The 12,701-nt window shown below is 68.3% G+C and carries 12 protein-coding genes; 11 read left to right on the forward strand and 1 reads right to left on the reverse strand.

All coding sequences use genetic code 11. From position 1 onward, the window contains the following. Position 1 precedes the first annotated feature (1 nt). A complete protein-coding gene (locus tag ABNQ40_RS03065) occupies positions 2-877 on the reverse strand; it encodes an IclR family transcriptional regulator (protein ID WP_109050979.1) in 876 nt (291 codons plus the stop codon). Between the two features lie 380 nt (positions 878-1,257). Between ABNQ40_RS03065 and ABNQ40_RS03070 the strand changes: the two genes are divergently transcribed. The 11 genes from ABNQ40_RS03070 (at position 1,258) to ABNQ40_RS03120 (ending at position 12,692) form a co-directional block, all read left to right on the forward strand. After that, positions 1,258-2,148 carry an MBL fold metallo-hydrolase gene (locus ABNQ40_RS03070; protein WP_109050980.1) on the forward strand — a complete coding sequence of 297 codons (891 nt, stop codon included), beginning with the start codon at positions 1,258-1,260 and terminating at the stop codon, positions 2,146-2,148. A 36-nt stretch (positions 2,149-2,184) separates the two neighbouring features. Next, positions 2,185-3,774, forward strand: a complete 1,590-nt coding sequence (locus tag ABNQ40_RS03075; protein ID WP_109050981.1) for an FAD-binding oxidoreductase — start codon at positions 2,185-2,187, stop codon at positions 3,772-3,774. A 26-nt stretch (positions 3,775-3,800) separates the two neighbouring features. After that, positions 3,801-5,057: an aconitase family protein gene (locus ABNQ40_RS03080; RefSeq protein WP_109050982.1), complete on the forward strand. Its 1,257-nt coding sequence runs from the start codon at positions 3,801-3,803 to the stop codon at positions 5,055-5,057. Positions 5,058-5,065: 8 nt separating this feature from the next. Next, positions 5,066-5,641 (forward strand): 3-isopropylmalate dehydratase, encoded by a 576-nt coding sequence (locus tag ABNQ40_RS03085; RefSeq protein ID WP_247879921.1) that lies wholly within the window; start codon positions 5,066-5,068, stop codon positions 5,639-5,641. Next, the gene (locus ABNQ40_RS03090) at positions 5,625-6,485 is read left to right on the forward strand and encodes an oxaloacetate decarboxylase (RefSeq protein WP_247879922.1); all 861 of its coding nucleotides are present in this window, start codon (positions 5,625-5,627) and stop codon (positions 6,483-6,485) included. The genes ABNQ40_RS03085 and ABNQ40_RS03090 overlap by 17 nt, the downstream gene beginning before the upstream one ends. A 75-nt stretch (positions 6,486-6,560) precedes the next feature. Continuing rightward, positions 6,561-7,703 carry an ABC transporter substrate-binding protein gene (locus tag ABNQ40_RS03095; RefSeq protein WP_109050984.1) on the forward strand — a complete coding sequence of 381 codons (1,143 nt, stop codon included), beginning with the start codon at positions 6,561-6,563 and terminating at the stop codon, positions 7,701-7,703. 173 nt (positions 7,704-7,876) lie between these two features. After that, positions 7,877-8,755, forward strand: a complete 879-nt coding sequence (locus tag ABNQ40_RS03100; RefSeq protein WP_109050985.1) for a branched-chain amino acid ABC transporter permease — start codon at positions 7,877-7,879, stop codon at positions 8,753-8,755. Further along, positions 8,752-9,768 (forward strand): branched-chain amino acid ABC transporter permease, encoded by a 1,017-nt coding sequence (locus ABNQ40_RS03105; protein WP_109050986.1) that lies wholly within the window; start codon positions 8,752-8,754, stop codon positions 9,766-9,768. The genes ABNQ40_RS03100 and ABNQ40_RS03105 overlap by 4 nt, the downstream gene beginning before the upstream one ends. Beyond that, a complete protein-coding gene (locus ABNQ40_RS03110; protein WP_109050987.1) occupies positions 9,765-10,556 on the forward strand; it encodes an ABC transporter ATP-binding protein in 792 nt (263 codons plus the stop codon). The genes ABNQ40_RS03105 and ABNQ40_RS03110 overlap by 4 nt, the downstream gene beginning before the upstream one ends. Continuing rightward, positions 10,549-11,256, forward strand: a complete 708-nt coding sequence (locus ABNQ40_RS03115; RefSeq protein ID WP_109050988.1) for an ABC transporter ATP-binding protein — start codon at positions 10,549-10,551, stop codon at positions 11,254-11,256. Before ABNQ40_RS03110 ends, ABNQ40_RS03115 begins: the two co-directional genes overlap by 8 nt. Positions 11,257-11,261: 5 nt before the next feature. Continuing rightward, entirely contained in the window at positions 11,262-12,692 is a 1,431-nt protein-coding gene (locus ABNQ40_RS03120; protein ID WP_109050989.1) for an FAD-binding oxidoreductase, read from the forward strand. Positions 12,693-12,701 lie beyond the last annotated feature (9 nt).

Consider the following 12,701-nt stretch of genomic DNA (forward strand, 5'->3'; position numbering starts at 1 on the left):
CTCAGCCGCCTATAGCGGACTGGGCGCGGGCGGCGCGATGCAGCGGCGGGGCCGACAGGGAATAGAGGTTGGCCGAGATCTCCCGCACCGCGTCGCGCATGTCGTCGAGGAAATTGGGCTGGCCGTTGCGGACGATGTGGGGGGTCAGGCCGGTCAGGCTGACCGCGGCGATCAGCCGGCCGTCCGGCTCGAACAGCGGCATGGCGATGGCGGCCAGCCCCTCGATCACGTCGTCGACCGCCACCGACCATCCGCGCTGCCGCACCTCCTCCAGCTCCTTCGCCAACTGGCGGGGGTCGGTGGTGGTGTGGGGGGTGAGGCGCGTCGTCCCGCGCGACAACACACGGTCGACCTCCGCCTCCGGCAGATAGGCCAGCAGCACGCGCGGCGCCGCCCCGCAATTCATCGGCAGCTGCCCGCCGACGATCCACCAGCGCACCTCCACCGAGCGGTCGCTGTGGAACTGGTCCAGGCAGACGGCCGACCCGTCATGATAAACCGACAGGAACACGGTGCTGCCGGTCGTCTTCGCCAGCCGCGACAGGATGGTGGAGGCGATCTGGCGCAGGTCGCGGCGTTCCGGCACCGCCCCGGCCAGCTTCAGGATCTCGAGCCCCAGGCTGTATTTCTGGCTCTGCGGGTCGAAGGCGGCGAAGCCGTCCTGCACCAGCGTCAGCAGAATGCGCCGTGCCGTCCCCTTGTCGAGCTTCGCCGCACCCGCGACCTCAGTCAGGGTCAGCGTCGGGCCTTCCTGATAGAAACTGCGCAGCACGGCCAGGGCCCGCGACACCGCGCGGACGCTGAGACCGTTCTTTTCCGTGCCCAGCTCCGCGCCCTGGTTGTCCGCGCCCTGGTTGTCGTCCTGTTCGGTGTCCATACGTTCAAGCCCCTTATGGATGTCCCGCGTCTCGAGTCCAGGCGGAAACGCTGCTGTCCGACACAGCCGGCGGAAGACGGCGAAACCGCCATCATCCCGCCGTGGTAGCAGCGCCGGCTAGCATTGATGGCAGGCGCGGAGTTCCGCAACCCCTTTCCACCGTCCCTAACGCGATGCGCCGTTCGTGTCAAACAGTGACACCAATTTTGCCTGTTGACACGATCCAGCGCAAATGGTTTCCTTGGCAAACAAACAGAATGAGCCAAACAGAACAAGCGCGCCCCACCGCCTCTGCGGTTGGCGGGCGCCCCATGCTCCGGCACGCCGCCGTCCCCCGATTTCCCGGACCGGCCGCCGGCATCCTGCACGAGGGGAGGACTATGCACACCATCGCCCTTGGTGCGTTCACGGTCACGCGGATCGAGGAAATGCTGACGCCGGGCTTCGACCCCGGCTTCCTGTTTCCGGCCTACGACGACGCGATCCTGACCCGGAACCCCGAACTGGCCGAACCGAATTTCCTCGACCCGGCATCAAAGCGCCTGATGTCGAGCATGCATTCCTGGCTGATCCGCACCGACCGCCATGTGATCCTGGTCGACACCGGCTGCGGCAACCACAAGGAACGCCACACGCCCGGCTTCGAGCGCTTCCACATGCTGGACAAGCCTTATCTGCGCAACCTCGCGGCGGCGGGCGTGCAGCCGGAGGACGTGACGCTGGTCATCAACACCCACCTGCACATCGACCATGTCGGCTGGAACACCCAGCTGGTCGACGGGCGCTGGGTGCCGACCTTCCCCAACGCCCGATACATCTACGGTGCGCAGGAATTCAAGCACTGGCGCAGCCCCGAGGGCGGGCTGATCGGCATGCCGGGCAACGGCCCGGTGATGGAGGACAGCGTCCTGCCGGTCTGGGAAGCCGGTCAGGTCGAGTTGATCGAGGACGGCGACCGCATCCTCGACGGGTTGTCGGTGGAGCTGGCCCCCGGCCACACCGCCGGCCAGATGTTCGTCCGGCTGGAGTCGGACCGGCACGCCGCCTACTTCACCGGTGACTGCCTGCACCAGCCGATGCAGGTGGCGCGCCCCGACTGGAACAGCCGCTTCTGCGAGGATCAGGCCCAGGCGGTGGCGACCCGCCGCCGGCTGCTGGACCATGCCGCCGACCGCGGCGCCCTGGTCTTCCCCGCCCACTTCGGCGCTCCCCACACCGGCTTTGTCCGCCGGACGGCCGAGAATTTCCGGTTCGAGCCGCTCGCGCCCTGATCATTCAGCCCGACCCTACCCGAAAGGGACATCCCCATGAGCATCGCCGCCCTCGACGGCCCGGCCACTCTCATCGACACCCTGCGCACGGCGCTTGGGCCCGACGGCCTGCTGGATGACGAGAAGAGCCGGAATTTCTACGCCAACGACGTGTTCTGGCAGCCGGGCATCGCGCCGCTCGCCATCGCCCTGCCGCGCGACCGCGACGCGGTCGCCGCCACCGTGCGCGCCGCCCATGACGCCGGCGTGGCGGTGGTGCCGCGCGGCGGCGGCATGTCCTACACCAAGGGCTATCTGCCCGAAGGCCCGAATTCGGTCGTCATCGACAGCCGCCGGCTGAACCGCATCATCGAGCTGAACACCGACAGCCTCTATGTGACGGTGGAGACCGGCTGCACCTGGGCGGCGCTGAACGAGGCGCTGGAGGGAACCGGCCTGCGCACCGGCTATTGGGGGCCGCTGTCGGGCATCAACGCCACCATCGGCGGTGCCCTGTCGCAGAACAGCGCCTTCTTCGGCTCCGCCCTGCACGGCACCGTGGCGGAGAGCGTGCTGGGCGTCACCGTGGTGCTGGCCGACGGCCGCACCGTCACCACCGGGTCGGGCGGACGCGTCGGCACCAAGCCCTTCACCCGCTCCGGCGGTCCCGACCTGACCGGCCTGTTCCTGGGCGACAACGGTGCCATGGGCTTCAAGGTGGTGGCGACGCTGCGGCTGCACCGCCGGCCGGAGCACACCGATTTCCTGTCCTTCGGTTTCGCCACCATGCAGGCGATGGCCGCAGCGCAAGTGGAGATGGCGCGGGCGCGCTGCGTGTCGGAAGGCTTCGGCATCGACCGCACCAAGGTCGAGCATTCGGCCAGCGTCAACAAGCTGTCGGACGGGCTGAAGACGCTGGGCAACGTGGCGAAGGCCGGCAAGTCGCTGTTCCAGGGCGCCAAGGAGGCGTTGAGCGTCGCCACCGCCGGCACCGCCTTCCTCAAGGAGCACAACTTCACCCTCCATCTGGTGGTGGAGGGACGCAGCGAGACCCAGCTGCGCGAGGCGATGCAGACGGTGCGCGAAATCGGCGCCCGCCACGGCAAGGAGATCGAGAACAGCGTGCCCAAGGTCATGCGCTCCAAGCCCTTCGGGCCGGTGCGCGGCATGCTGGGGCGCGAGGGCCAGCGCTGGGTCCCGATCCACGCCATCTTCCCGCTGGGCGACGCCGACACGGTGGTCGCCGCCAACGACGCCTTCTTCGCGGAAAAGCGCAGCTTCATGGAGCAGCACGGCATCATCTATTCGGTGATGACCATGACGGTCGGCAACGACTTCTTCCTGGAGCCGGCCTTCTACTGGAACGACGAGATCACGCCGCTGCACGCCGCCAGCCTGGGCGACGAGGTGGTGAAGCCCTGGCGCGACCGCCCGGCCAACCCGGCGGCGCGCAACGCGGTGGCGGAACTGCGCCGCGCGACGCAGGATCTCTATTGCAGCCTCGGCGGCGTCAGCTGGCAGGTCGCCCGCGACTATCCGTTCCGCGAGATCGTGACCCCCGAAACCTGGTCGCTGCTGGAGGGCGTCAAGCGCGCCGTCGATCCGCAGGGGCTGATGAATCCCGGTTCCCTCGGCCTCGGCCGCTGAGGACCGGGAGCGGAGACATCCACGCCATGGGCTACACCATCACCGAGAAGATCCTGGCACGCGCGGCGGGGCTGCCCGCGGTGCGCGCCGGACAGGACATCAAGGCGAAGCCGGACTTCGTGCTGGCCTACGACTTCCCCGGCTACACCGACGTCTATTTCAAGACGATGAAGGAGGATTTCGGCATCGAGCGGGTGGCCGAGCCGGAACGCTTCGGCATCTTCATCGACCATATGGTGCCGACCGCCACCGCCAAGGAAGAAGAGCTGCACATCAACACGCGCACCTGGTGCGCGGAGAACAATGTGCCGCTGTTCGAACGGCACGGCATCGGCCATCAGGTGGCGGCCGAGGTCGGCTACGCGACGCCGGGCGCCTTCGTCGTCCATTTCGACGGCCATGTCAGCCAGCTCGGCACCTTCGGCACGCTCGCCATCGGGCTGCGCCGCAATGTGATGGAAGCCTTCGTCAGCGACACGGTGTCGATCCGCGTGCCCGATACGGTGCGGGTGAATTTGCGCGGCTCCCTGCGGCCCGGCGTGATGGCGCGCGACGTCTTCCATCATCTGGTGCGCCGGCTGGGGCCGAGTTCCTGCCGCTTCCAGGTGCTGGAGCTGGGCGGGCCGTCGGTGGCGGCGATGTCGACCGAGGGGCTTCAGACCATCACCGGGCTCGCCATGTTCACCGGCGCGCTGACCGCCATCGTCAATCCCGATCCGGTGCGGCTGGACTACGCCCTGCCCCGCGCCCGCAAGACGCTGGAGCCGGTGTCGAGCGATCCGGACGCGCACTATTCCGCCGTTCATGACATCGACCTGTCGGATCTGGAACCCATCGTCGTCGTCCCGCCGACCCCGGCGGACACCCGCGATCTGACCGAGTTCCTCGGGCTGGAGATTAATGCCGGCTATCTGGGGTCCTGCGCATCGGGCCGGCTGGAGGATCTGCGGGCGGCGGCCAAGGTGCTGGAAGGCCGGCGGGTCAAGACCGGCGTCTCGCTGCACATCGTGCCGACCAGCCAGGAGCTGATGGCGGCGGCGGCGCGCGAGGGGCTGGTCTCCACCCTGGTCGAGGCCGGGGCCTTCGTCTCCTCCCCCAGCTGCGACTATTGCTTCGGCCGCATCGCGACGATGACGGCGGGCCAGCGTGCGGTGTCGACCGGCACGCTGAACGTCCGCGGCCGCATGGGCAGCCCGGACTCCGAGATTTACCTGTGCAACGCCGCGGTGGTCGCCGCGTCCGCCATCGAGGGCCGGATCGCCGATCCGCGCCCGTACCTGTGAGGCCGGGCATGACCGAACCCACACTGCACATGCCGGTCAACATGCCGGCGATGAAGGGCCGCGTCGCCTTCATCTTCGACGAGGTGAATTTCGACGTCGACCAGATCGTCGGCGTCAAGAACATCAAGATCACCGACGTGGCCGAACTGGCGCAGGTCGCCATGCAGGCCTACGACCCGGATTTCGCCACCTCGGTGCGGCCGGGCGACCTGTTGGTCGGCGCCGACAATTTCGGCTACGGCCACCCGCACTACCCGCCGATGAAGGCGATGCGCCATCTCGGCGTCACCGGGGTGATCGCGGAGTCCTTCTCGCCCGGCTACTGGCGCGGCGAGGTCAGCATGGGCTTCCCGCAGGTGAGCTGCCCAGGGATCCTCGGCTTCGTCCGGCGCTGGGACGAGATCGAGGTGGACTGGGCAGCGGGCGTGGTCCGCAACCACACCCAGGGCACCGAAATTCCCTTCGAGCCGCTGCCGCAGGCGGATGCCGAGATGATCGGGGCCGGCGGCCTCGTCCCCTTCCTGAAGCGGCAGGCGGCCCAGCAACGCGAACAAAAGGACCATGCACATGTCTCGGGGACCTGAATTCCGCAATCGCATCCTGGCGCAGAAGACCGTCTGGTCGGCCGGTGCCTATGACGCCCTGTCCGCCCGCTTCATCGAGGCGGCCGGCTTCGACGCGCTGATGACCTCGGGCTTCGGCGTCTCGGCCTCCTTCCTCGGCCAGCCGGATGCCGAGCTGTACACCATGTCGGAGAACCTGACGGTGGTCCGCAACGTGGTGTCGGCGGTCAACGTCCCGGTCATCGCCGACATCGACACCGGTTACGGCAACGCCATCAACGTGATGCGCACGATCCGCGAGTTCGAGGCGTCGGGCGTCTCCGCCGTCATCATGGAGGATCAGGTGGCGCCCAAGCGCTGCCCGATCTGCGTCGGCGGGGTCGAGGTGATCCCGATGGACGAGGGCGTCGCCAAGATCCAGGCGGCGGTCGAGGCCCGGCGCGATCCCAACATGCTGATCATCGCCCGCACCGACGTGGTCGATCCGGCCGCGGCGATGGAGCGCGGGCGCGCCTATGTCGCCGCCGGTGCCGACATGATCCAGCCCATCAGCAAATGCTTCAAGGACATCGACGGACTGCGTGCGATGCGCGAGGCGGTCGGCGTGCCGCTGTCGCTGCAGCTTCTCGGCTGGCTGGAGACGCTGTCGACCGACGAGGTCGAGGAGGTCGCAGGCATGGCGACCTACGCGCTGGTGCCGCTGATGACCGTCGCCTCGGCGCTGAAGGAGAATCTGGCGGCGCTGGCCGAACGCCGCTCCACCCGCGACCTGCCGCGCCCGGTGACCGACCACAACAGCTTCATCGACTTCATCGGCTTCCCGCAGATCGAGGAATTGCAGAAGCGCTACCTGAAGACCGCCTGACGATCCTTTGCCGGCGGGCACCACCCGCCGGGGCCAAGGGCAACGCAAAAGACGACCAATCCACGGAGGAACCCCATGTTCGGTAGGCGCACTCTCCTTGCCGCCGCGGCGGCCCTGGCCCTGACCATTCCCGTCGCCGGCACCACAGGCGCACAGGCGCAGCAGCCCCCGGTCCGCATCGCCCTCATCGGCCCGATGAGCGGCACCGGCGCCTTCGAAGGCCAGCTCGGCCTGGAAGGCGCGCAGGCGATGGCCGCGGTCATCAATGCCAAGGGCGGTGTGGCCGGCGGCCGCAAGATCGAGCTGCTGACCTACGACGACAAGGGCTCCCCCGAGGACGGCGTCAGCGCCGCCAAGCGGGCGATGGAGCAGGACAACGTCGACATGATCATCGGCGGCTGGTTCAGCGCCGTCGCCCTGTCGATGAAGGAAGTGACGCGCGACAAGATCATCACCGTCATGACCAGCTCCCAGCATCCCAAGGTGACGGAGGAGGGGCACAAGTACCTGTTCCGCCTGAACGCCACCTCGGCGATGATGTCGGAGTTCTATTCGAAGGCGATCTGCGAGCGGATCAAGCCCAAGTCCATCGCCTTCATGAACGTGAACGACGACTGGGGCCGTCTGGAGCTGGACAACTACACCAAGCTGCTGACCGGCTGCGGCATCGAGGTGAAGGGGCACGAGTTCTACAACCGCACCGACACGGACTTCACCACCGCGCTGACCAAGCTGAAGTCGCTGAACGCCGACGCCATCTATGTCGCGGCGATCAACACCTCGCAGGGCGCCACCATCTACCGGCAGATCAAGCAGACCGGCTATCGCGGCAAGGTCATCGCGTCGGCCGGCAACATGAACCCGAAGCTGGTCGAGCTGTCCGGCAACTCGCTGGAGCAGGTCTATTCCGCCTCGCCCTTCACCGAGGACGGCGCCGCCCCGTCGCTGAAGCCGTGGCTGGACCAATACCGCAAGGACTACAAGAACGATCCGTCCTTCATCGCCGCGCTCGGCGCCCAGGCGGTGCAGACCCTGGCCTTCGGCGTCGATGCCGCCGGCGGCGACCCGCGCGCCTACGACAAGATCGCCGCGGCCCTGAAGTCGCAGGCCGTCCCGACCGTGATGGGGGAGCTGCGCTTCTCCGACAAGGGTCAGGCGAGCCAGGCGATCCATCTGGTGCAGGTTCAGAAGAAGCAGATCGTCAGCGTCCGGGACTGAATGGCGGCTGGCGAGGGACTTCCTCTTCTCCCTCTCCCCCCTGGGGAGAGGGTCGGGGTGAGGGGGATGCACGTGGTGGATTCTCGGTGACGGGCCGCCACGCCTCCCCCTCACCCTAACCCTCTCCCCGGGGGGGAGAGGGGATAACGGCCCTCCCGACAGGAAGATTCGACATGGATTTCACCGTCTTCGCCCAGCAGATCGCGAACGGCCTGGTCAACGGGATGGCCTATGTGCTCATCGCCACCGGGCTGACGCTGGTCTTCGGGGTGCTGCGCATCGTGAATTTCGCCCATGGCGAGTTCTACATGCTCGGCGCCTACATCACATATTTCGTCGGCACCCTGTTCGGGCTCGACTACATCGCGGCGGCGGCCATCTCGGCCGTGGTGGTGGCGGGGCTCGGCGTCGCCGCCAACAAGCTGATCTTCTGGCCGCTGCGCCGCGACCATGAATTCACCATCCTGCTGTCCAGCCTGGGCCTCGCCCTGCTGATCGCCAACGGCGGCGAGCTGCTGTTCGGCGCCGATCCGAAATATGTCGAGAGCCCCTTCGCCGACGAGGTGCTGGACATCGGCACGGTGACGCTGACCCAGCAGCGCGTGCTGGTCTTCGCCGCTGCGGTGGTGGCGCTGATCGCGGTCTACCTGTTCATTCGCTATTCGCGCTTCGGCAAGATGATGCGGGCGACGGCGCAGAACCCGGACGGTGCGGCACTGACCGGCATCAACATCGGGCTGGTCCACACCTACACCTTCGCGCTCGCCTGCGGGCTGGCGGCGCTGTCGGGCGCCCTGGTCGGCCCCACCGTGATGATCTTCCCGACCATCGGCAACTGGGCGGTCCTGAAGGGCTTCATCGTCGTCATCATGGGCGGTCTGGGCAGCGTCACCGGCGCCCTCTTCGCCGGCCTGCTGCTGGGCGTCATCGAATCGCTGGGCGGCGGCTACATCTCCCTCGGCTTCATGGAGGCGATCGGCTACGCGATGATCATCGCGGTCCTGCTGTGGCGCCCCAACGGCCTGTTCAGCACGGCGCGGGGTCTGCGATGAACACCAACTCTCATGGGCATTCCCTGGGCCAACCCCTGGCGATTGCCGGCGGCGTCGCCGCCCTGGCCGTCCTGCCCTTCCTGGCCGGCAACGCCTATCTGGAACATCTGCTGGTTCTGTGGATGCTGTATGCGCTGCTGGCGCTCAGCCTCAACATCGTCATCGGCTATCTCGGCGAACTCACCTTCGGCCATGCCGCCTTCGTCGGCGTCGGGGCCTACACCTCGGCGATCCTGTCCACGCAGCTGGGGCTGCCGCCACTGCTGGGCCTGCCGCTGGCCGGGCTGGTCGCGGCGATGTTCGGTCTGGTGATCGGCTATGCCGCGCTGCGCGTGGTCGGGCCGCAATTCGCCATCCTGACGCTGGGCTTCGGCGCCATCCTCTTCACCATCACCAACCATTGGGTCGATCTGACGCGCGGGCCCATGGGCATCACCGACATCCCGCCGATGGCAATCGGTCCGCTGGCCTTCGACAGCGCCCGCCCGACCTATTATCTGGTGCTGGCGCTGGTGCTGGCGACCGCCTATCTCTGCCACGCGCTGGTGGGCAGCCGCACCGGCCGCGCCTTCCTGGCGGTGCGGGAGAATGCACCGCTCGCCGCCTCGCTCGGCATCAACGTCTTCCACACCAAGCTGATGGGCTTCGTCGCCGCCACCGCCATCGCCGGCATCGGCGGCGCCATCTACGCCCACTACATCCGGGTCATCACCCCCGACATCATGGGCGTCCACAATGTCGCCGCCCTGATCATCGTCGTCATCATCGGCGGCCGTGGCACCATCCTGGGGCCGATCCTGGGGGCGCTGGTCTATATCGGCCTCCTGGAATCGCTGCGCGTCGCCGGCCCGCTGCGGATGGTCATCTTCGCGGCCCTGCTGACCGGCACTGTCGTCTTCCTGCCGGGCGGGCTGATCAGCCTGTGGCAGCGCTGGCGCAACACCCACAAGTCGGAGAACACCCAGCCGGCCACGCCCACCGGCTTGCCCAGCACGGAGGGAGGTGCGAAATGAACGCAGCCGCCAACGCAGGCGAAATCCTCGCCGTCAGCAACCTGACCCGCATCTTCGGCGGCCTGACCGCGGTGCGCGACGTCACCATGACGGTTCAGTCTGGCGAGGTGGTCGGGCTGATCGGACCGAACGGCGCCGGCAAGACGACGCTGTTCAACATGCTGGGCGGTTCGCTGCCACCCTCGTCCGGCAGCATCCGCTTCGCTGGCACCGACTGCACCGGCGCGCCGTCGCACGTCATGGGCCAGCGCGGCGTGTCGCGCACTTTCCAGATCACCAGCCTGTTCCCCAGCCTGACGGCGCTCGACAATGTGCGCAGCGCCGCCTACCGCACGACGCGGGCCGGCTGGGGGGCCGCCATCCTGCGCAGCCCCGCCTACCGGCGGGAAGAGGCGGAGCTGCGGCGCAAGGCGCTGGAAATCCTGGCCTTCTGCGACCTCGACCACCGCGCCGACACGCTGGCCGACGCCATGTCATACGGCGAGCAGCGCCGGCTGGAGATCGCCATCGCGCTGGCTGCCGAGCCGCGCCTGCTCCTCCTCGACGAGCCGGCCGCCGGCATGAACCCGGAGGAGGGCCAGCGGCTGGTCGAAATGATCCGCCGCATCCGCGCCCGCGGCGTCACCGTGCTGCTGGTGGAGCACCACATGCGCGTGGTCGCCAGCGTCTGCGACCGGCTGGTGGTGCTGGACCATGGGGTGAAGATCGCCGAGGGACCGCCGGCCAAGGTGCTGAACGATCCGGAAGTGATCCGCGTGTATCTGGGACGGGAGCCGGTCGATGCTTAAGGTCGAAGGTCTGAAGGTCCGCTACGGCCACCGCGAGGCGGTGCACAACGTCTCCCTGACCGTCGAGGACGGCGAGCTGGTGACGCTGGTCGGCTCCAACGGCGCCGGCAAGACGACGACGCTGAAGGCGATCTCCGCCCTGCTGCGGCCGAGTGGCGGGACGATCACCTTCGACGGCGAGCGCATCGACCGGCTGGCGCCCCATCAGGTGATCGAGCGCGGGCTGGTCCATGTGCCGGAGGGCCGCCAGCTTTTCCCCGAGATGACGGTGCTGGAGCATCTGGAGCTGGGCGCGCTCCGCGGCCGGCCCGGCAGCATGGGCTTCGCCGAGCGGCTGCGCTGGGTCTACGAGCTGTTCCCCATCCTGGCCGAACGCCGCACCCAGAAGGCCGGCACGATGAGCGGCGGGCAGCAGCAGCTTGTCGCCTTCGGCCGCGGCCTGATGGCCAACCCGAAATGCCTGATGCTGGACGAGCCGACGCTGGGGCTGGCGCCGATCATCGTCGACACGCTGGCCGACACCATCAAGAATCTGCACGGCACCGGCATCACCATCCTGCTGGTCGAGCAGCGGGTGGATCTGGCCCTGCGTCTGGCCGACCGCGCCTATGTGCTGGAAACCGGGCGGGTGGTGATGGAGGATTCGGCCCAGACCCTGCTGGCCGATCCGCGCATCAAAACAGCATATCTCGGGCTGTGACGGGCATGTCCGGCACGGAGGTGGTGGAGCGGGCGCGGGCGATCCTCGGGCCGGCGCATGTGCTGGTCGGGCCAGTGGACACGGCGCCCTTCCTGGCGGACTGGCGCGGGCGCTACCGCGGTGCGGCGCTGGCCGTGGTCCGCCCCGCCGATGCGGCGCAGGTGGCGGCCATCGTCCGGCTGTGCGCCGAAACCGGGACACCGCTGGTTCCCCAGGGCGGCAACACTGGCGTGGTCGGCGGCGCCATCCCCGACGACAGCGGACGGAGCCTCGTCCTGTGCCTGTCGCGCCTGACCCGCATCCGCGACGTCGATCCCATCGGCGACAGCCTGACGGTGGAGGCCGGCTGCACCCTGGCCGCGGTCCAGGCCGCCGCGGAGGAGGCCGGGCGGCTGTTCCCGATGAGTCTGGGCAGTGAGGGCAGCTGCCAGATCGGCGGCACCATCGCCACCAACGCCGGGGGAACCGCCGTCCTGCGCTATGGGCCGATGCGCGATCTCGTGCTTGGGCTGGAGGTGGTGCTGCCCGACGGCACGCTGTGGAACGGGCTGCGGGCGCTGCGCAAGGACAACACCGGCTATGCCCTGAAGCACCTGTTCATCGGGGCGGAGGGCACACTGGGCATCGTCACCGCGGCGACGCTGAAGCTGTTCCCAAGGCCGCAAAGTGTTGCCACCGGCTTCCTCGCCCTGCCCTCGCTGGAAACGGCCTTGCAAGTGTTCGCCCAACTGCGCGGTGCGCTGGGCGACCGGGTGACAACGGCGGAAATCCTGTCGGAAGGACAAGTCGCCTCGGTGCTGGCCCATGTGCCGGGCACGGTCAGGCCGATCGGCACAATCATGCCCTGGTATCTGCTGGTCGAGGTCACCGATCCGATGCGGGGGCTGGATCTGGAGGCACGGCTTGAGGATCTGCTGGCAACCGGGCTGGAGGACGGACGCATCGCCGATGCGGCGGTCGCCCGCAGCCAGGCCCAGGCGAATGCGATGTGGAAGCTGCGCCACAGCGTGTCGGAGGCCAACCGCAAGAGCGGCATCGTCGTCGGCCACGACACCGCGGTGCCGGTCGCCCGCATCCCCGACTTCGTCACCCGCGCCACCACGGCCATCAAGACGGTGCGGCCCGATGCCCGCGTGGTGGCGGTGGGGCATATCGGCGACGGCAACATCCATCTGGTCGCCATCCTGCCGGAAAGCCTCCGGGCCTCGGGCGAGCCGCTGGACCGCATCGCCCAGGCGATCAGCGCCGCGGTCCACGAACAGGCAATCGCGCTTGGCGGCACCATCAGCGCCGAGCATGGCATCGGCCAGAGCATGCGCGACGCGCTCGCCGCCTTCAAAGGACCGGCGGAAATGGCGCTGATGCAGGGCATCAAGCAGCTGTTCGACCCGCAGGGAGTGATGAATCCGGGCAAGGTCGTGGCGGTCCGGCGCTGACGGTCCTAC

Source organism: Azospirillum sp. A23, from assembly GCF_042938965.1.
In the GTDB taxonomy this organism is placed as follows: Bacteria; Pseudomonadota; Alphaproteobacteria; order Azospirillales; family Azospirillaceae; genus Azospirillum; species Azospirillum melinis.

Bases quoted from the DNA above. Each gene is read 5' to 3' on its own strand.
- ABNQ40_RS03065 (WP_109050979.1), bottom strand. From the start codon at position 877: ATGGACACCGAACAGGACGACAACCAGGGCGCGGACAACCAGGGCGCG.
- ABNQ40_RS03070 (WP_109050980.1), top strand. From the start codon at position 1,258: ATGCACACCATCGCCCTTGGTGCGTTCACGGTCACGCGGATCGAGGAA.
- ABNQ40_RS03075 (WP_109050981.1), top strand. From the start codon at position 2,185: ATGAGCATCGCCGCCCTCGACGGCCCGGCCACTCTCATCGACACCCTG.
- ABNQ40_RS03080 (WP_109050982.1), top strand. From the start codon at position 3,801: ATGGGCTACACCATCACCGAGAAGATCCTGGCACGCGCGGCGGGGCTG.
- ABNQ40_RS03085 (WP_247879921.1), top strand. From the start codon at position 5,066: ATGACCGAACCCACACTGCACATGCCGGTCAACATGCCGGCGATGAAG.
- ABNQ40_RS03090 (WP_247879922.1), top strand. From the start codon at position 5,625: ATGTCTCGGGGACCTGAATTCCGCAATCGCATCCTGGCGCAGAAGACC.
- ABNQ40_RS03095 (WP_109050984.1), top strand. From the start codon at position 6,561: ATGTTCGGTAGGCGCACTCTCCTTGCCGCCGCGGCGGCCCTGGCCCTG.
- ABNQ40_RS03100 (WP_109050985.1), top strand. From the start codon at position 7,877: ATGGATTTCACCGTCTTCGCCCAGCAGATCGCGAACGGCCTGGTCAAC.
- ABNQ40_RS03105 (WP_109050986.1), top strand. From the start codon at position 8,752: ATGAACACCAACTCTCATGGGCATTCCCTGGGCCAACCCCTGGCGATT.
- ABNQ40_RS03110 (WP_109050987.1), top strand. From the start codon at position 9,765: ATGAACGCAGCCGCCAACGCAGGCGAAATCCTCGCCGTCAGCAACCTG.
- ABNQ40_RS03115 (WP_109050988.1), top strand. From the start codon at position 10,549: ATGCTTAAGGTCGAAGGTCTGAAGGTCCGCTACGGCCACCGCGAGGCG.
- ABNQ40_RS03120 (WP_109050989.1), top strand. From the start codon at position 11,262: ATGTCCGGCACGGAGGTGGTGGAGCGGGCGCGGGCGATCCTCGGGCCG.